At 45.3% G+C, this 19,102-nt stretch carries 17 protein-coding genes and 1 pseudogene; 9 read left to right on the plus strand and 9 right to left on the minus strand.

Annotation, left to right across the window (positions count from 1 at the left end):
* Positions 1 to 201: 201 nt before the first annotated feature.
* Positions 202 to 2,391 carry a primosomal protein N' gene (gene priA, locus ACX5J7_RS09530; RefSeq protein WP_498706976.1) on the minus strand — a complete coding sequence of 730 codons (2,190 nt, stop codon included), beginning with the start codon at positions 2,389 to 2,391 and terminating at the stop codon, positions 202 to 204.
* 354 nt (positions 2,392 to 2,745) lie between these two features.
* Here priA and rpmE point away from each other — a divergent pair, with 354 nt between their 5' ends.
* Complete coding sequence (gene rpmE, locus ACX5J7_RS09535) at positions 2,746 to 2,958, plus strand: 50S ribosomal protein L31 (RefSeq protein WP_012519872.1); 213 nt, start codon at positions 2,746 to 2,748, stop codon at positions 2,956 to 2,958.
* Between the two features lie 167 nt (positions 2,959 to 3,125).
* On the opposite strand, the gene ACX5J7_RS09540 is transcribed toward rpmE, so the two are convergent.
* Complete coding sequence (locus tag ACX5J7_RS09540; RefSeq protein ID WP_012519871.1) at positions 3,126 to 3,443, minus strand: hypothetical protein; 318 nt, start codon at positions 3,441 to 3,443, stop codon at positions 3,126 to 3,128.
* A gap of 550 nt (positions 3,444 to 3,993) precedes the next feature.
* Here ACX5J7_RS09540 and ACX5J7_RS09545 point away from each other — a divergent pair.
* A complete protein-coding gene (locus ACX5J7_RS09545; protein ID WP_012519870.1) occupies positions 3,994 to 5,229 on the plus strand; it encodes a malic enzyme-like NAD(P)-binding protein in 1,236 nt (411 codons plus the stop codon).
* 173 nt (positions 5,230 to 5,402) lie between these two features.
* Here ACX5J7_RS09545 and metJ read toward each other — a convergent pair whose 3' ends face one another.
* The gene (metJ, locus tag ACX5J7_RS09550; RefSeq protein WP_012519869.1) at positions 5,403 to 5,735 is read right to left on the minus strand and encodes a met regulon transcriptional regulator MetJ; all 333 of its coding nucleotides are present in this window, start codon (positions 5,733 to 5,735) and stop codon (positions 5,403 to 5,405) included.
* A 161-nt stretch (positions 5,736 to 5,896) separates the two neighbouring features.
* Here metJ and metF point away from each other — a divergent pair, with 161 nt between their 5' ends.
* Positions 5,897 to 6,784, plus strand: coding sequence for a methylenetetrahydrofolate reductase (gene metF / locus ACX5J7_RS09555; protein ID WP_012519868.1), 888 nt, complete (start codon positions 5,897 to 5,899; stop codon positions 6,782 to 6,784).
* 238 nt (positions 6,785 to 7,022) lie between these two features.
* On the plus strand, positions 7,023 to 7,907 hold the full coding sequence (locus ACX5J7_RS09560; RefSeq protein ID WP_012519867.1) for a virulence factor BrkB family protein: 885 nt from the start codon (positions 7,023 to 7,025) through the stop codon (positions 7,905 to 7,907).
* A gap of 210 nt (positions 7,908 to 8,117) precedes the next feature.
* Here the strand turns inward: ACX5J7_RS09560 and ACX5J7_RS09565 are convergent, their stop codons facing one another.
* Positions 8,118 to 8,756 (minus strand): DUF2959 domain-containing protein, encoded by a 639-nt coding sequence (locus ACX5J7_RS09565; RefSeq protein ID WP_024017102.1) that lies wholly within the window; start codon positions 8,754 to 8,756, stop codon positions 8,118 to 8,120.
* Positions 8,753 to 8,995 (minus strand): hypothetical protein, encoded by a 243-nt coding sequence (locus tag ACX5J7_RS09570; RefSeq protein WP_014950983.1) that lies wholly within the window; start codon positions 8,993 to 8,995, stop codon positions 8,753 to 8,755. The genes ACX5J7_RS09565 and ACX5J7_RS09570 overlap by 4 nt, the downstream gene beginning before the upstream one ends.
* A 181-nt stretch (positions 8,996 to 9,176) precedes the next feature.
* On the opposite strand from ACX5J7_RS09570, the gene pip reads away from it, so the two are divergent.
* The 3 genes from pip to ACX5J7_RS09585 all read left to right on the plus strand — a co-directional run bounded on the left by pip (position 9,177) and on the right by ACX5J7_RS09585 (position 11,708).
* A complete protein-coding gene (pip, locus tag ACX5J7_RS09575; RefSeq protein WP_012519864.1) occupies positions 9,177 to 10,154 on the plus strand; it encodes a prolyl aminopeptidase in 978 nt (325 codons plus the stop codon).
* Positions 10,151 to 10,588: a D-aminoacyl-tRNA deacylase gene (gene dtd / locus ACX5J7_RS09580; protein WP_015068276.1), complete on the plus strand. Its 438-nt coding sequence runs from the start codon at positions 10,151 to 10,153 to the stop codon at positions 10,586 to 10,588. Before pip ends, dtd begins: the two co-directional genes overlap by 4 nt.
* A gap of 205 nt (positions 10,589 to 10,793) precedes the next feature.
* Positions 10,794 to 11,708, plus strand: coding sequence for a bifunctional GNAT family N-acetyltransferase/hotdog fold thioesterase (locus ACX5J7_RS09585; RefSeq protein ID WP_015068277.1), 915 nt, complete (start codon positions 10,794 to 10,796; stop codon positions 11,706 to 11,708).
* 98 nt (positions 11,709 to 11,806) lie between these two features.
* Here ACX5J7_RS09585 and rpoH read toward each other — a convergent pair whose 3' ends face one another.
* Positions 11,807 to 12,661 (minus strand): RNA polymerase sigma factor RpoH, encoded by an 855-nt coding sequence (gene rpoH, locus ACX5J7_RS09590; protein ID WP_012519861.1) that lies wholly within the window; start codon positions 12,659 to 12,661, stop codon positions 11,807 to 11,809.
* A 616-nt stretch (positions 12,662 to 13,277) separates the two neighbouring features.
* Here rpoH and ACX5J7_RS09595 point away from each other — a divergent pair.
* Positions 13,278 to 14,503 (plus strand): annotated as a pseudogene (locus ACX5J7_RS09595) (EAL and HDOD domain-containing protein).
* 154 nt (positions 14,504 to 14,657) lie between these two features.
* Positions 14,658 to 15,893, plus strand: a complete 1,236-nt coding sequence (locus tag ACX5J7_RS09600; protein ID WP_015068279.1) for an EAL and HDOD domain-containing protein — start codon at positions 14,658 to 14,660, stop codon at positions 15,891 to 15,893.
* Positions 15,894 to 15,906: 13 nt separating this feature from the next.
* Here the strand turns inward: ACX5J7_RS09600 and ftsX are convergent, their stop codons facing one another.
* Genes ftsX through ftsY form a run of 3 tightly spaced genes read right to left on the minus strand, consistent with a single transcriptional unit; the run spans position 15,907 to position 19,063 of the window.
* The gene (gene ftsX / locus ACX5J7_RS09605) at positions 15,907 to 16,887 is read right to left on the minus strand and encodes a permease-like cell division protein FtsX (protein WP_015068280.1); all 981 of its coding nucleotides are present in this window, start codon (positions 16,885 to 16,887) and stop codon (positions 15,907 to 15,909) included.
* Positions 16,884 to 17,588, minus strand: coding sequence for a cell division ATP-binding protein FtsE (gene ftsE / locus ACX5J7_RS09610; protein ID WP_015068281.1), 705 nt, complete (start codon positions 17,586 to 17,588; stop codon positions 16,884 to 16,886). The genes ftsX and ftsE overlap by 4 nt, the downstream gene beginning before the upstream one ends.
* Positions 17,589 to 17,614: 26 nt before the next feature.
* Positions 17,615 to 19,063, minus strand: coding sequence for a signal recognition particle-docking protein FtsY (gene ftsY, locus ACX5J7_RS09615; RefSeq protein ID WP_498706979.1), 1,449 nt, complete (start codon positions 19,061 to 19,063; stop codon positions 17,615 to 17,617).
* Between the last annotated feature and the right edge of the window lie 39 nt (positions 19,064 to 19,102).

Genomic DNA, 19,102 nt, shown 5'->3' on the forward strand with positions numbered 1-19,102 from the left:
CTGCCTTTTCCAGCAGGCTTCTTTTTTTTGAGTAGAGCGTCCACGAGAGACATAATCGCGTTGAGCCATAGTCGGCAAAATTCCTACTTGTTATCGTTGTTCGTATTCGTAAGAAAACGTCGTATACCAAACCTAGTTAAAGGGTAAAGATTCTCACACCTTTAGTCGTGGCGAAATTTTAACGTATTGCTTCTCAACAAGCTAACTGAAATCGGTAGGATCAATATCGATTGACCACCTTACCTTAGTGGCCTGCGGTAAAGCCTGTAAAAACGGAAGCGCCAAACGCAGCGCATTATGAAGCGGGGCGCGTTTTTGATGACTACACACCAGCATGAATCGAAATCGGCCTTGTCGCTTTTCAATTAGGCATGGGAACGGGCCGCTTATCTCAATGGCGTGCGCTTGCGTAAATACCTGCTTACAGTCTTGTAAAAATCGATAGGCCAAACTGCTATCGGTAGCTTCGGCGCGTATTACGAACTGACTAATAAACGGGGGCAAGCTTGCCGCTTTTCGCTCCATTAACGCATGCCTGGCAAAGTGCCCGTAACCATTATGCACCAAATCTTGTAGCAGCGGGTGATGAGGATTATGGGTTTGCAGCCACATTTCACCGGGTTTACTTGCACGCCCCGCTCTTCCAGCAAGTTGAGTTACCAGTTGAGCAAGCTTTTCAGGGGCTCTGAAGTCTGCGCTAAACAGTGCGCCATCGCAATCGAGAACAGCCACTAATGTGACGTGAGGAAAGTGGTGGCCTTTAGACAAAATCTGAGTGCCCACCAGCAGCTGATATTCCTGGCGGTTAATTGCATCGAGCGTTTGATGTAACTTATCTTTACCGCGCACCGTGTCGCTGTCTATTCGCACCTGCGTTACCCCGGGAAACAAGCTAGCAAGCCCCTGCTCTACTTGCTCTGTTCCGGTACCCGCAGTAACTAGCTCGTTGTGATGGCAAGCTTCACAGTTTGTTGGCATAGCACGCATGCCGCCGCAATGGTGACACTGCAATCGGTTTTGCGCTTTGTGTACGGTGTAAGGTCGCTCGCAACGCTTACACGTTACTGTCTCGCCGCAATGATGACAAAGTAACGCTGGCGCATAGCCTCGGCGATTTACAAACACCAACACCTGATTCCCTGCGCTAATATGCTGGCGCATTATGGTTAACAGGCCTTGTGAAATACCGTAGTGAATTGGCTGGTCGCGCGCATCTAATACGTGCTGATGGGTACTTTGCGCGCCCCCGGCTCGCTTGGTGAGTTGTAAGTGCGCATAGCGGCCGCGTAGCGCATTATTAAGGGTTTCAAGAGCAGGGGTGGCACTGCCAAGCAGTAAAGGAATATTATGCTGTTTCGCACGCATGGCCGCCAAATCGCGAGCATGATAGCGAAGCCCATCCTGCTGCTTAAACGACTCGTCGTGCTCTTCATCAACAATAAGCATACCCGGGTTATTAAGCGGGGTGAAAATAGCAGAGCGGGTACCTATAACAATACCGAGCTCGCCCGCTTTTGCTCGCTGCCATACTTGCAGCCGGTCTTTGTCTGAAAGTTGCGAATGCAATACGCCCACGGCAATGCCAAAGCGCTTTTCGAAGCGGGATACCGTTTGCGGGGTAAGCCCAATTTCAGGCACAAGGATAAGCACCTGCTTTCCTTCGCGCAGTAAAGGCTCTATCGCTTGAAGGTATACTTCTGTTTTGCCGCTACCGGTCACCCCTTCAAGTAAGCTAACCGCAAAGTTGCCGTGTTGACGGTTAAGGGCGGCGATGGCAATTGACTGCTCAGTATCGGGAACAGGCTTATCTTCCATTGTTAACGTAGATAGCCAAGCACCCGGCTTAAATTCAGGAGTAACCTCTTTGATAACGGCAAGCGACTTTTCTACCAAGGCTTTTACCGCTGGCGCACCAAACTGCTTACGCGCCTCTATCGCGAGCATCGCCCGTTTGGTCAAGGCGGTAAAACACGCTTTTTGCTTTGGGGCGCGAGAAAGCGACGCTGACAGCGTTTTTTTACCCTCATCGGTAAGCATGAGCATATCTTGTGGAGTAGGGCCTGCCGACTCGCCTTTTCGCAATAATACAGGCAGCATGGCGTGTAACACTTCACCCGGAGCATGGTGGTAGTACTGCCACAGCCATTGCGCCATTTTTAGCAGCACCCCATCAATAATAGGTTGATGATCTAGCACCGTTTCAATGGCTTTTAGCTTGTTGCTATTGTCAATTTCGCTCTCTGATTTTCGTAGTGTTTCAACAACTACGCCCACAAGTTTGCGCGGACCGAAAGGCACCATTACCCGTACGCCTGCTTCTAGTGCGCTATCGTGGGTATATGTGAAAAGTTGGCGCAGCGGCACTGGTACAGCAACTTGAATGAAGGCCATTGCGAACGTTCTACCTTATCGTAAAGTTATTAAAGTCTATTGAGCTTTCGGGCGTAACCGTTACATAAGCGCACATAAACGTATCTAGAGTAAGCTGCATGGAAAAGTCACGCTTATTTTACCCGCCATTAAACTGAAATATTTAAACATACTTTGCGCTTTAGCATAAAAGGAATGTTTCGTTGTTTAGCGAGCATACAAAAACCGCTTGATCAACCCTCTGCCATCCTTTATTATGCGCCGCTCTTTTTGCGATAGGCTGTTCTTTGAACGACTTATCATTTGAATTAAGTAACGTATGGTGTGCGACTTCGGGTTGTATAGCGATACGGCCTTATTATGTGAGGTAATCCCATGAAACAAGATATCCACCCTAAATACGAAGAAATCACAGCAACTTGCTCTTGTGGTAACGTTATGAAAATTCGTTCTACGCTTGGTAAAGACATCAACCTAGACGTATGTTCATCATGTCACCCTTTCTACACTGGTAAGCAACGTAACGTTGACACTGGTGGTCGTGTTGATCGCTTCAAGAAGCGTTTCGGTGCATTGGGCAAAAAGTAAGCCTGATATCGAGTTCGAAAAAAGCGCCTATACGGCGCTTTTTTATTGCCTGTCATTATTTGCAGGTTAAATAATATCTGTGCTTAATTGGCTATCAGCGCGTGCCCCCTCGCATCACTGTAAACGAAAAAACCTCTCTGCGCCTTAAGCCTCGCCTGCTCGGCGCGTTAATGCTCGTTGTCTAGCTTCGATAAGTGCACGTCCCAGTCGCCGCCGCTACGTTGTTTACATGCTTCTTCGCTGTCAAAATAGACCCCAACGGGTTTAGATTTAATGGCCGCTGTTGCAATATTCACCCGACTTATAAAGTCCATATCCCACCCATTGGTTTGCGCTACCTGCTTTTCATGCTCGCGACTAAAAACAGCCACGACTTTAGGTGTACGCCAGTGGCCAGTATGCGTAAGCCAGGCAAACCCGCTATTGTCTTCTTTTACGCTTTCGCATACGTCTGTGAGTACTTCAATAAGTTTTCGTTCTGTCATTACGCTCGTCCACGCCGCAGTTTCGGTATCAATGTTTGAGATATTAACAAAACGACGCCGCAGACATAATCGTTTGGTGAAAATTTAGGCTGTGATCCCTACGCCTCACAATAATAGAAATTAAAAATACAAAGACATATTGAAATAAATGATATGAATGATAATTATAGGCTTAATTTACTGGTCTAATTAGTGTGGCTCCCCTACATTGGTTAATGAGGATTCTGATCAGATATGTACACAATGAAATGCTGTGTTAAAGTTGCGATAGGCGTTCTGATAGTGGGTATTAATCTTATGAATATTGGCTTGCTATCATGCCTTGTAGCGCTTTCAGTTATTCGAATTCATATTGCGTAACTGAAAATGCAACAACAAATTAAGCTGGAACCTGTGGCTAGATTCGCTCAGTTTCAGTGTTTAAAACTTTTTGTAATTACTTGGTTAGAACGCGCTTGTGTTTATCTTCCTATAACTATAACGACATAAGATAGCGGCAAAGCGTGAGTAAAAACACCGATGAACCCTACATCTAAGGATACAATTTTACATGTCAGATTTTAGACAACGCGCACTCGATTATCACGCCTACCCCACCCCCGGAAAAATTCGCGTAGAGCTGTCTACGTCAGCAGATAGTGTTGACGACCTTGCATTAGCATACAGCCCCGGTGTTGCCGAACCAGTTAGGGAAATAGCTGAAGACCCCGATAATGCCTATAAGTACACCGCTAAAGGTAACATGGTAGCCGTGATTAGTAATGGCACCGCGATCTTAGGTTTAGGTAACCTTGGCCCCCTCGCCTCAAAGCCTGTGATGGAAGGTAAAGCCTTGCTGTTTAAACGCTTTGCCGGGCTAGATGCCATTGATATTGAAGTAAAGCATCGCACGACAGAAGAGTTCATTAATACTGTGGCGAATATCGCCGACACCTTCGGCGGTATAAACTTAGAAGATATTAAAGCCCCTGAGTGTTTTGAGATTGAACAAGAGCTTATAAAGCGCTGTAAAATTCCCGTATTTCACGACGATCAGCACGGCACTGCAATCGTCACGGCAGCGGGTATGCTAAATGCCCTTGAGATTCAGGGCAAAAATATCGAGAGTGCAAAAATAGTGTGCATGGGTGCAGGCGCAGCCGCGGTAGCTTGCATGGAACTACTCATTAAATGCGGCGCCCAGCGTGAACGCATTTATATGCTAGACAGAAAAGGGGTTATTCATACCCGTCGTGAAGAGCTGACTGAGCACAAAAAGCTCTTTGCTAACAACACCGACAAACGCACCCTTGAAGATGTTATGGAAGGCGCAGATATTTTTGTTGGCGTATCAGGGCCTGACGTTTTACCACCAGAAACGCTAGCGTTAATGGCAGAGAACCCTATTGTATTTGCTTGCTCAAACCCAGACCCAGAGATAAAGCCAGAGCTGGCCCATGAGGTGCGTAAAGACCTCATTATGGCAACCGGGCGCTCTGATTACCCAAATCAGGTTAACAACGTTCTATGCTTCCCTTTTATTTTCCGCGGCGCATTAGATGTTCGCGCCACGGCCATAAACGACGAGATGAAAGTGGCCGCCGTTGAAGCCCTTCGCACCATTACCAAAGAGCCGGTGCCAGAAGAAGTATTAGCGGCAAGTAAAAGCGACAGTCTGACCTTCGGTAAAGAGTACATTATCCCTAAGCCGATGGACCCACGCTTATGTGAACGTATCGCAACTGCGGTATCTAAAGCAGCGATAGCGTCCGGCGTGGCCCGGGTACCTGAAAACTCGGCCGAATAGGGGTAAATTAACAGTGGGGTTGCCGAAAACCAGACTAGCGAAAGGCTAACTTCAGTGATGTAGCATTAAACAAGAATTACTATGTTTAATATGCCATAAAAAACGGCGCTATTATTGTGAGATCACTTCACACTAATAGCGCCGTTTTTTGTTAGCATGGGTTAAGCTGAACTTTATTCATCTTCCGAGACGTTGTTTTCAAAGCTTGGATCTATACCCATTTCTTCCATAATGCGACGCGCTTCTGCTGGCACCCGATTAGGATTGTCTTTGCGCAAATCATCGTCGTTCGGTAAAGGTTGCCCCGTAAACGCGTGTAAAAACGCTTCGCAAAGTAACTCCGAATTGGTGGCGTGGCGCAAATTGTTTATTTGGCGGCGAGTACGCTCGTCGGTGAGTGCCTTCAGCACATTAATTGGTATAGAGACAGTGACTTTCTTTACCTGTTCGCTCTTTTTGCCATGCTCTGCGTAGGGGTGAATATACTTACCGTTCCATTCTGCCATTGTACTAACTCGGTCTACTCTTTTTTATGTTATGAACAGAAATTCTAAACAAGTTCACGAAAAGGTCAATTGAGCAGTGTAAACCTCTTGACGTCTAGACATATATTATTTAATTTAGACGTCTAAACGTCTATAAAATTACATTTTCAAGAGAATAAGCCATGGTTTCTTACGCGCAAGGTATCGATGCATTAAACCAGTCCCTGTCGGAACTGCGTGATATTGATGTATCTTTTGAATTTTTTCCGCCTAAAACGGAAGCCATGGAACAAACACTATGGAAATCTGTAGAGCGCTTAGCGCCACTAAAGCCAAGCTATATGTCGGTGACCTACGGTGCAAATAGCGGCGAACGAGACAGAACACACGATGTGGTTAAGCGAATTCAACAGCAAACCGGTGTTGCTGCAGTTCCACACTTGACGTGCGTAGATGCAAGCCGCGAGGAGCTTAAGCAAATTGCAAAAGACTACTGGGATTCAGGCATTCGCCGTATTGTTGCGCTTCGCGGCGATTTACCGCCAGGGTTAGAAAAAACAGAGATGTACGCCTCTGACTTAGTTGCCTTGTTGAAAGACGTGGCGGATTTTGATATTTCCGTTGCTGCTTACCCTGAAAAGCACCCTGAAGCCCCGAATGCGCAGTTCGACCTGCTTAACCTTAAACGCAAGGCTGAAGCAGGAGCAACCGAAGCCATTACGCAGTTTTTCTTCGACACCAGCGTTTATTTGCGATTTAGAGACCGCGCAGCCGCTGCCGGTGTAGATATCGATTTAGTGCCGGGCATTTTGCCAGTAACCAATTACCAAACCCTGGTTAAATTCGCTGGCTTTACTAACGTGCATGTTCCAGGGTGGCTACATAAAATGTTCGATGGCCTTGACGCTGACGACCAGGCAACGCGAAACCTTATTGGAGCAAACATTGCTATGGACCAAGTTAAGGTATTAGCGAAAGAAGGGGTTAAGCACTTCCACTTCTATACTCTTAACCGTAGCGAACTCAGTTACGCCATTTGCCATATGCTAGGCGTACGCAGTGGCGCATAATCTCCGTGGCACTCGCTTTAACAGTACCCTCTGATAATATGAATGCAGAACAGGCGCGTAAAAAGCGCCTTTTTTATATCACCTGCATAAAGCCTAATTTAAATTTTGCCACCAAGGCTTACCCCAGTTACCATTTGATATAGGTGTATTGAACTATCCACACCTATAGGCCTCCCATCATATGGCCACTATTTTTCGCACATTTTAAGCGACAGACGCTATCTTCAGGAGAAGTTGAGTGGATTTAGATAAGGTTAAAACCTTTTATAACAACGTTGCCCCACAATTAAGGGACCTTTTCGGTATTTTTATAAAACGCTGTAAAGAGGACAACATTACTATTTCTGCCGGGCACTTAGCTTATGTAACGTTGTTATCTTTAGTACCGTTTATCATGGTGACTTTTACCATCATGTCGGCCTTTCCCGCCTTTGCTTCAGTAAGAAGTAAGCTTGAACACTTTGTCTTTAGTAATTTCGTGCCTACCGCGAGCGATGTTGTGCACAAGTACATGACAGATTTTGTAGGTAACGCGTCTCAAATGAGCGCCATCGGTATTTTATCTCTTTTGGTTGTCGCATTAATGCTGATATCCAACGTGGACAAAACGCTCAACAGAATTTGGCGCACGCAAAGCGATCGTCCTATTGTTTATACCTTTGCTATTTATTGGATGGTTATCACCCTTGGCCCCATGCTCATTGGCTCAAGTGTGGTGGTAAGCTCCTACCTAACCGGGCTGGCAGCGTTTACTGAAGAATACACCCCTGGTTTAGGAACCTTTTTATTAAGCCTTGTACCTAGCGGTGCTGCCTTGTTGGCTTTTGCTATTTTATACATGGTGGTGCCGAACAGAAGAGTCTACGCCCGACATGCCTTTGTAGGTGCCATTGTTGCTACCATTGCCTTTGAAATTACAAAATCTGGTTTTGCCCTTTACGTCACCAACTTTCCTTCATACGAGCTGATTTATGGTGCGCTTGCCGTAGTACCTATTCTTTTCTTATGGGTGTACTTATCTTGGATAATCGTATTATTTGGTGCGGAATTTACCTGTAGTCTAGGCGAAGCTTTTGAAAATAAAAAAGCAGAACACGCGCCTCGAAAAGTCCCAAAAGAGTAATATTCTTTAGCACACCCGCGTTTATAGGCATCGCGTTTTTTCGCCACCAGTAGTAAAGAAAAGCGCAGGCAGAATTAAAAGGTGACTACACCACTTCTGCTTACAAGCTTCACATTACAAGTGGTAAGAGCATTAACGCTATTTACGACAGGGAATAAGCCAATAAAAAAGGGAGCGTGCGCTCCCTTTTACATGAAATGTCTTCAACAACTAATTTTTCATAGACGCAATAAAGGCGTCCGACTCGGCAATTGCAGAGTTCATTTGCCCAATAAGTTGGGCTACATTGTTCTCAATAGTTGAAAGCTCGCCTTGCAACGCACCAATCGCGCTTGCATTTAAGTTGTGTTTTAAATACAGCACATTGTCTTGAAGCGCATTAAGTACTGGGGGCATTTTACTTTCAGCTTTGCGCATAGCTTTCATCAACGAGGTATAACGACGCTGGGTTTCGCGAAGCTTAGCTGCACTATCGCGTTTAAGCGAAGCATTCTCGTACTTATCAAGCTCTTCTGACCATTCGTCGAACAGCGCTTCAGCAACGCTTTCCACTTTGTCGATACGCGCGCTAACCTCTTCTGAGGCTGCCACACTGTCTTCGTACTGACCGTTCAGGCGGTCGTAAACCTCTTCTAACTCTCCGCCGTCAAAAGCAACCGCCGCACTAAAAGCTTCCAGGGCTGAACTGAATTGCTCCTGTGCGTCTTCCTGAGACTCTTTTGCGTTTTCTACGCGGTCAACTAAGATATCGCGTTTTTCAACGCCTACCTTTTCCCACGCTGCGTAATATGCAGACTGACACCCGCCAAGGGCAAGCATAGCAACAAATGCTGATGCAACTAGTTTCATGCGGTTACTCCACCTCTAAAGCGCGCTGCGCTAATGATACTTATCAAATGTAATATGGCGCCTAGCGGCCAAAAAACAATAGCAAGTACTACCGTTGCCGCTAGGGCATAGCAAACACCTACTGTTATAAAGTAAAACAGTGCGCCCAAAATTCTGCCTTGAACCAAGTGACCCAAACCAGGAATAAAAAAGTTACATATTGCGGCAATTACATTACCGCCCGATCCTTGACCTGCCATATAAACATCCTCGCATTTCTTACTATAATATGATTAGCTAGCACGTAATGACACTTATTCTAAAGTATACACTTAGCGTTTAAGGTTTAAGTATAAACAGCGTTGAAGCAGTCAGCATGCAAACGTTCGTATAACAATAAACTAAACTATAACAGGCACTCACACAACGCGCAGAAACAAAATGAAACGACTTTACCCCGATGTTACCTGCTATGAGAATGGATTTATCGAAGTAGGAAGTGGGCATTCGCTTTACTTCGAGCAAAGTGGTAATCCAAACGGTATCCCCGTGCTTTTTATCCACGGCGGCCCCGGCGCAGGCTTACCTCCAAATTACAAATGCTTTTTTGATAGCAATAAGTACCGCATTATCGGTTATGAACAGCGCGGATGCGGCCGCTCAACTCCCATCGCAGATACACTTAATAACGACACTTGGTTAAATGTTGAAGACATCGAGGCCCTCAGAACTCACCTTAACATTCCAAAGTTTCTCTTATTTGGCGGCTCGTGGGGCTCGACGTTAGCGTTACTTTACGCACTTAAGTATACCGCTCATGTTACCGGCCTTATTCTTCGAGGCGTTTTTCTTGCAAGGCAAGAGGACCGGGATTGGTTTTTATCTCCTTCAGGCTGTGCCGCCCAGTTGTTTCCCGAACATTACCGACGATTTACCAAAGACGTGCCAACGCCAGTCACTTCAAGCGCAGTTTGCGACTTTTATAGCGCGATGGTGCGCTCCAGTAACGATGTACTACGCCACGCCGCATTAAAACGCTGGTATCAATGGGAGGAACGCCTTTCACGACTATCTCTCCCACCTGGTGTGGGAGACTCCACGTCCAACTACCCTATGCATCTTGTCACCTGTTTAGCCACACTAGAGTGTCATTTCTTGTCTAACAAGTGCTTTTTAGATGAAAACTATATTCTTGAAAACATAGGTAAAATAAGTCATATTCCGGGCACGATCATACACGGTCGTTACGATATGATTTGTAAAACAGAAGCCGCGGAAACCCTTCATAAGGCGTGGCCTCAAAGTCAATTACAAATCATTCCCGATGCGGGACACAGTACCTCTGAGCCGAGCATTGGCTATGCCCTTTGTCGTGCTACCCGCGATATGTCACGCTTTCTTCAGGAGTCATCTAAGTGATAGGACTAATTCAACGCGTATCAGAAGCCAATGTTACTGTAGCAGGTGAAGTTATCGGTGAAATTGGCAAAGGCATGCTAGTCCTGCTGGGCGTTGAAAAAGAAGACGGCGATGCCGAGATTGAAAAGCTCGCCAACAAACTATGCCGTTATCGAATGTTTAGTGATGAAGACGGCAAAATGAACCTGAATATTGAGCAAGTCGGTGGGGAAATACTGGTTGTATCTCAGTTCACCCTTGTTGCAGATACGCAAAAAGGAAATCGACCTGGGTTCTCTCGTGGCGCGACGCCTGAGCACGGTGAAGCCATTTACAAAAAGTTCGTTCACGCCCTTAAAGCAAAAGGTATGGCTGTTTCTACCGGCGAGTTTGGTGCAGACATGCAAGTAGGCCTTGTTAACGACGGGCCTGTAACCTTTCAGTTTAACGTGTAGTAAACTTAAGCACAGAAAGAGCCGCTATTCACTTAAGCCACCCACACTTGCTTACATAATTAAGCTTGTACCTCTTGTGTTCTTACGTTTAAATAGACGCGGATATTGTTTACGCTTTTGCTTTGTATAATCGCCATGCAAATGAAAAGGTATTTTAAATACAACGTCTCCTACACATTCACTTTTTAAAAAAGGCCGGTTTATTTTGTACAAGGTAGTCACACCTAAAAGCGACGCCGAGTTTGAAGCCTATTTTCATTTTCGGTGGGAGCATTTGCGCCAGCCATGGAACTTCCCTCCAGGCTCTGAAAAAGATGAATATGAGCAAGTTGCAGAACACCGTATTATCACCAATCGAAAGGGCGACATCGTGGCCTGTGGCCGCGTACATTTGAATACCGCAGAAGAAGCGCAGATTCGTCACATTGCGGTTCATTCGGACCATCAGCGCAAGGGTTTAGGTCAGATGATCATGGCTGCGCTTGAAAATGTAGCCAAAGATTTAGGTGCTGAGCGAGCAGTAACGAATAGTCGTGAAATTTCCATCGACTTCTTCAGCTCCTGTGGTTTTGAAATTGAGCGTGAAGCACCTAATGAACTAGGTATGCTAAAACGCCAACAGATGGTAAAAAAGTTTACCGAAAATAACTCCCTTATTCTTCATCCTAAGTGGTGCAAATCACTACAGGAAACATGGTCAGAAACCATTCCGATCACCGAACACATGGGAATTAAGCTATACCAATACACAGGCAGAACCCTTGAAACCCGCGCCTCGCTAAACAAGAACATCAATATTCACGGTACCATGTTTGCAGGCAGTATCTTTTCTTTAGCCACATTAACTGGTTGGGGAATGATTTATCTACAGCTTAAAGAGCGCGGGCTAGATGGCGATATTGTACTGGGCGATGGTGATATTCACTATCACAAGCCTATTACCATGAAGCCAAGAGCAATCTGCAATATTGAAACCCTATCAGGTAAGTTTAAGCCATTGGAAAACGACAACAAAGCCCGCTTTGAACTTAGCGTAGCCATATTAGATGGCGATACCCCAGTGGCTGAATTTGAAGGCGTATTTTACGTACTACCTCCTTCAAAAAACGAGGAAGAGTAACGGCACTAATAAGCCCGCCGTTTTATAGCGTTTGATAGCAACCATAAAAAAAGCGCCGTTAAGGCGCTTTTTATTTAATTCAGTCTTTATCGACGTTGCTATGCGACCATAGCTGCTTGAAGTTTTTTCATCGCGTTCTTTTCGATTTGACGAACACGCTCTGCAGACACCTGATACTTATCAGCCAAGTCTTGTAGCGTGATTTTATTATCTGCTAACCAACGCGTCTCGATAATGTCTTGGCTGCGATCATCTAACGTTTTAATCGCTGAGTACAAACGCTTACTCGCCGCTGTATCCCAGTCATTATTAATTACGTCAGTTTCAACGTCTGAAGATTTATCTTCAAGAAATTGAACAGGCGCAAAGTTGCCCGTTTCATCTTCATCCGCACTTAGATCAAACGCTTGATCTTGGCTGCTCATACGAGCTTCCATTTGAAGCACTTCTTTTGTACTCACACCAAGTTCATTTGCTACGGTTTGTACTTCGTCGTGTGTGAACCAACCCAGGCGTTTTTTGGCCTTACGCAGGTTGAAAAACAGTTTGCGCTGCGCTTTTGTGGTCGCAACTTTAACTATTCGCCAGTTCTTAAGTACAAACTCGTGAATTTCGGCTTTGATCCAATGTACCGCGAAAGAAACCAAACGTACGCCCACTGTTGGGTCGAAGCGTTTAACGGCTTTCATCAGACCAATATTGCCTTCTTGAATTAAGTCGGCTTGGGGTAAGCCATAACCTGAGTAAGATTTTGCAATGTGCACTACAAAACGAAGATGTGACATTACCAGCTTACGAGCGGCTTGTAAGTCTTCGTCTTCGCGAAGGCGCACTGCCAACTCGCGCTCTTCCTCAGCGCTAAGCATATCAATGCTGCTTACAGCTTGGATGTAGCCTTCAATGCTACCGCTGTGTGGCACTGACAGGGCCATAGATTGCAAATTGTTGCTCATTGTTCACCTCATTTATTGCCGCTTCATATTAGCAAAGTAACCGAAGCTGCGCGAGACCTAATTAAGATACAAAGTTTAACCAATGTGTAGGTATAGTGACTATTCCTACAATATCAAGACTAGAACTATGAAAAAAAGTTCAATTTTTCAATCTTTGGCATTACTCTCGTAAAGGTAAGATTGGCTTAGGTTGCAGTAGCACTATAAATAGTGCTGTTAGTTAGCTAACACTTAGCCTGAAAAGCTTACAACCTCATATCGAATACCACCACAAAAACGGCCTTGTAGCGGTGTTGGGTCGGTCATTTAACCACGGGATCATTATACTTTAATTACACCCCTTAAGGTCAGAACTAATCTCACGGGTATGAATTCTAACGATTGTATTGCTTGCAAGGGTACCGAAACGCAACCCAGAAACATAAGATTTTACGCATAAAATTCAATTAACCTATGTTAGACCTTGCTTTTCATACTGGAAACTGAAAATAATAGATTGTATTAATCGATTTTGCACTACAACCGCTGTACAGCATTTTCCAGACAATAATTATAAGAAACTGGAAGGGAAATACTTAAGGAAAGGAGTAAGGCAAGTAAAGCAAAGAGGATTTGAATGTTTGCTTACGTCGCTAGACAGCCCATATTCGATGTAAACCGAGAAGTTTACGCCTATGAATTGCTTTTTCGCATCGGCGAAGACAACTGTTTTCCTGATATTCCGCCTGATGAAGCTACGTCAAAGATACTCACCTCGACGCATCTAAGTTTAGGTATCGAAGAGATCACCGGCGATAAAAAAGCGTTTATAAATTTTCATCGCGATACCCTTATGTTTCGCTTCCCTACATCTTTAGATGCCAGCAAGGTGGTGATTGAGATTGTAGAGACCGTAGACGTTGATGATGCGCTCGTTGCAGCCTGTAAACACATTCGTGGGCTGGGCTACCCTATTGCGCTTGACGACTACGATATGAAAGGTAAATGGGAGGCCTTTATTCCCTTTACCAGCATAGTAAAATAGACATTACCGAAATTCCTCACGAAAAAATCCCTGCACTCGTAGAACGCTTTAAAGCTAACAACATTAAGTTGGTAGCAGAGAAGATCGAAACGTACGAAGAGTACAACACGTTTAAGGAAATGGGCTTTGACTATTTTCAAGGTTACTTTTTAGCAAAGCCAGAAATTGTTAAGCACAGAAAGTTAGGGCCAAGCAGCCTAACCATGATGGAGCTGCTCACGCTAAGCAGCCAAGCGAAGCTCGATTTCGATGAAGTGAACAAAATTATTGAGCGCGATCCATCGCTAACCTATTTGCTTTTGCGCTTTATCAATAATCCTATGGTTAATAAGCGGCATAAGATTACTTCGCTAAAACACGCGCTTACCTTTATGGGCGAAGTTGAAGTGAAGAAGTTTATCTCGCTGCTTGCCCTTGCCAATTTGAGCGATGGTCAACCCTCTGAACTTATGCAAATGGCATTAGTTAGAGCGAAGTTTTGTGAACTTGTATTTACCGAGCTAAAAGACTCCGATAACCCGTTAAAAGGTTTTTTAACCGGTCTCTTGTCGCTACTCGACGCCATGATGGAGCAGCGTATTGATGATCTAGTAAGTAAAGTTCCAATTAGTGATGATGTAAAAGGCGCACTGTGTGGCAACCCTGGCATGCTTCGCCATTGTCTGACCCTTGCACAGTTTTTTGAACGAGCTAAATGGGCGGGAATTCAACAATTCGCTGCCAAATACAATATTAAGCAGAGTCTTCTACACAGCTACTATAACGAAGCAATTAAGTGGGCCAAACACATCCATCAATCAGCACTAAACGAAAAGTAACTCCCCTTACATACTGTTTGATTGCAAATTAATGATTGAATAGTTGTTAGATAACGCTTACATATCATACACTAGAGCGTGGCTTAGGATTTCCTAAGCCATCTTAAAACCATCGTAAAAGCGATTTCAAACCGTTTTTCTTCAGGATTAGATTATGTTCGCGTTTATAGCTCGTCAGCCTATTTTAGATAAAAGCAAAAGTGTCTTTGCCTACGAACTGTTGTTCAGAGATGGTAAAGCTGGCGCTTACCCAGAACATAATGAAGAAAAAGCAAAGTACATTTCTGAGCATTTTCACCCTTTGGGTCTTGATGATATCAGCGGAGAAAAGACATCTTTCATTACGTTTTCCTCTGACACACTTATATCGCGCTTCCCTACCACGTTTAACCCAGAGTCGGTGGTGGTTGAACTTGCCGACCCTACAGAAAACACCAGCGGATTATTTGAAGCTTGTCAGCACATTAAACAGATGGGCTTCAAACTGGCAATAGACGACCCCATGATGGTTGGCGCGACACACGACATTTTCCCTCTTATCGATATCGTGAAAGTAGATGTAACCAAAACTCGCTTTGAAACCATCGAGAAGCACATTCCGCGCTATCACGACGCTAACGTACAGCTAGTGGCTGAACAGGTCGATACACAAGACAACTTTTCAACCTGTGTGGACTTAGGCTTCGATTTCTTCCAAGGCTACTTTTTCTCACAACCCGAGGCACGCATTTCAAGGCAGCTACCCGCCTCTAAAATGAACATCGTTGACTTAATGGGCGAAAGTTCGAACAACAACTTTAATATTGAGCGCATAAGCCACATTATTGAACGCGACGCAACGTTAAGCTTTTTGGTGCTTAAGTTTATTAATAACCCCACTATCAACAAACGTTACAAGATCACGTCATTAAAGCACGCGCTAAATTACATGGGTGAAGTTGAGATAAAGAAATTTATCGCCTTGCTGAGTTTGACCAACTTAGGGGATGATAAACCCTTAGAAATTATCCATATGTCGTTGGTGCGCGCTAAATTCTTTGACTTGTTAGCCGAACGCAGGGGAATTAAAAACAATCCGCCTATTTCGTTTTTAGTAGGTTTGTTTTCCCTGCTTGAAGGGCTGCTCGACCAATCTATGACCGATATTTTAAAGCAACTGCCTCTTTCTGACGAAGTGAACGACGCATTACTTGGCAAAAACCTAGAGCTAAATAGCTATATGACGTTGGTTCGCGCTTTTGAAAGCGCGCTGTGGATGAACGTTATTAAGCAGGCCAAAGTGATTAACATCGACCAGAAGCAGCTCCATATGCTTTATAACCAAGCTATTGTTTGGGGTAATGGTGTACGCAGTGCTATCTCTTCACACTATCCAAGAGCGACGGCATAGCTGCCGCTCTACGTTACTTGGGCTCTATATCTCTTACGTGACGCTGCACCGAGATAAGCGAGCCCAAGAGGCCAAGAAGTACAGACAACCCCAGCATGGCCAGTAAGGCGGTACCGGTTAAGCCTGTAATATTGAAGTCTTTCTGATACATAGCCGCAAACGTCGTTATACTGCTATCCATCCACCACAAAATGATAATCACCGCAAACCACGCCATTAACCCACCAAGTAGCCCATACCAGAAGCCTGTGTATAGGAAAGGGCGATGAATAAATGCATCGGTCGCACCAACGAGCTTCATAACGACAATCTCGTCATATTTATTGAGTATATTTAGGCGAATGGTGTTACCGATAATAAGCACAACGGCAATAAATAAGAGCAAGCCAATTAAGGTTACTAACTCTCTTGCAATATCAATAACGGCGTACAAGCGCTCCAGCCATTCTATATCCAATTTTCCTATGTCCACTTCCCGCTGTTGACGAAGTTTATCGAGCAAGGCTTGTGCTGCTGTCGGCGATGCATGCTTTAACGACGGTGTTACTAATACAACATCAGGTAGCGGATTTTTCTCTAAGTAGGCAATCGCATCACCTAAACCGGATAGATGCTGAAACTCTTTTAGGGCATCATCGGCAGGAATGTAAACCACGCTATCGATTTCAGACCAAGTGTTTAGCCTTGCCACCAACTGTTGCGAGCTTGCGGCATTAATAGTGGGTTTTAGAAATAGAGAAATCTCGGAGGCTTGATCCCAGCCTGCGGTAATCTTTTCCGTATTTTTTACCATAATATAAAGGGTACTCGGTAAAGTAATACTTAAACCCAATACACCAATAGTCATCAGTGAAGCGACCGGCTGACGCCACAACTCCCCTAAACTAGAGAGCGCTTGACGCACATGACTTACGAAGAACATAACAATAGATTGAACAACACCCACTTTGGCGGCAGTCGCCCCATGTGCACGGCCTTTAAACAAAATGCTCATGACCAATCTCCTTTAGCACTTCCATTTGAAAGATCATCGGTCAAGCCATCGGTAATCATTTGTCCATTTTTAAGGGTTAGCGTGCGATATCGCATGCGAGCAATAAGCCCTAAATCGTGGGTTGCAATTAAGACTGATACGCCTGCCTGATTGAAGTCTTCAAAAAGGCGAATAATCTCCATGGATAGTTTGGGGTCTAGGTTACCTGTGGGCTCATCGGCTAAAAGCAGAGGCGGCTTGTTGACCACGGCACGTGCTATCCCCACCCGCTGTTGCTCACCGCCCGATAGCGTAATAGGCAAACAGCGCGCTTTATCTCTAAGGCCCACCATTTCGAGAGCGGCTTCCACGCGCTTGCGAATTTCTTTGTGGGTATAACCTTCAATAACCAGAGGGAGTGCCACATTGTCAAAAACCGACTTATCCATCAAAAGCTGATGGCTTTGAAAAATCATGCCGATATCTCGTCGAATATAGGCAATGTCTCGGCGGGTAATAGTATTGAGATCGTGACCGTTAATCAGAACGCGACCAACTGTGGGTCGCTCCATAAGGCTGATAAGTTTGAGAAGGGTACTTTTTCCTGCCCCAGAGTGCCCTGTTAAAAAGGCCATTTCCCCTGGCGCAATGTGAAAGTTCACTTTACTAAGCGCGCGCTGACCGCCCGGATAGGTTTTGCTTACCTGCTCAAACTTTATCATTCTTGTTCCCTACCGCTTCGCTGGTTTTAGCTTTCAGGTGCTTCCATTTCGCTAAACAATGCATCGATAAATTCTTGCCCGTCGAACTGGCGCAAATCGTCGATGCTCTCACCTACACCAATATACCTTATAGGAATTTTGAACTTATCGGCAATAGAGAATATAACACCACCTTTCGCTGTACCATCTAACTTAGTAAGCGTAATGCCCGTTAGGCCTACTGCCTCGTTGAATAACTTGGCTTGGCTCACTGCGTTTTGGCCGGTTCCGGCGTCTAACGTTAGCATCACTTCGTGGGGCGCATTTGGATTAATCTTCTTCATTACGCGAACCACTTTCTTAAGCTCTTCCATCAAGTTGTTTTTGTTCTGTAAGCGCCCGGCAGTATCAGCAATTAAGATATCGGTTCCACGAGACTTCGCGGCTTCTAGGGCATCGTAAAGTACCGACGCACTATCTGCCCCCGTATGCTGCGCGATAACCGGAATATCGTTGCGTTCTCCCCATACCTGAAGCTGCTCTACAGCTGCGGCTCTGAACGTATCACCTGCAGCAAGCATCACTTTTTTGCCCTGCTGCTGAAACTGCTTAGCCAGCTTACCAATAGTCGTAGTTTTACCTACGCCATTGACGCCCACCATTAAGATAACAAACGGCCCCTCGCTTGCGTCATGCGCCTGCATAACATCAGACAATGGCTGGTTAACTTCCGACAGCATTCCAGACATTCGTTGCTTTAAAATTTCAAGCAGCGCTTCAGCGTCTTTAAGATCTTTGCGCGACGCGCTGTCGGTAAGATGAGTAATGATCTTCTGCGTAGTATCCATCCCCACATCTGCAACTAAAAGCTGAGTTTCTAGGTCTTCGTAAAGCTCATCATCGATAGCCTTGCCCTTGAAAAGACTTACTATGCCGCTACCTAAATTTTCCTTAGTACGCGATAAGCTTTCTCTTAACCGTGCAAAAAGCGATTTCTTCTCTTTAGGTTTGTCTTGGACTTGAGTCTGGGCGTCTGCCTCGGCCTTAGCGCGAGCTTCCGCTTCTTCTTCGGCTTTAGCTTCGGCTTCAGCTTTTAAGCGAGCCTCTTCTTCTGCTTGCGCTTTCGCCTGTGCTTCAGCCTCTGCCTTTAAGCGAGCTTCTTCTTCCGCTTGGGCTTTCGCCTGTGCTTCAGCCTCTGCCTTAGCGCGAGCCTCTTCTTCCGCTTGGGCTTTCGCCTGTGCTTCAGCCTCTGCCTTTAAGCGAGCTTCTTCCGCTTGGGCTTTCGCCTGTGCTTCAGCCTCTGCCTTAGCGTGAGCCTCTTCTTCCGCTTGCGCTTTAGCTTGGGCGTCTGCCTCAGCTTTAGCGCGAGCTTCCGCTTCTTCCTGGGCTTTAGCCTTTGCTTCGGCTTCAGCTTTTAAGCGCGCCTCTTCTTCGGCTTGCGCTTTTTGTTTCTCTGCTTTTTTGTTCTTACTGAACCAGCCAAAAAGTTTCGACATAGTTAGGACAAATCCTTATAAATTCTTTGCAAATTCGGC

Source organism: Alteromonas infernus (assembly GCF_902705815.1).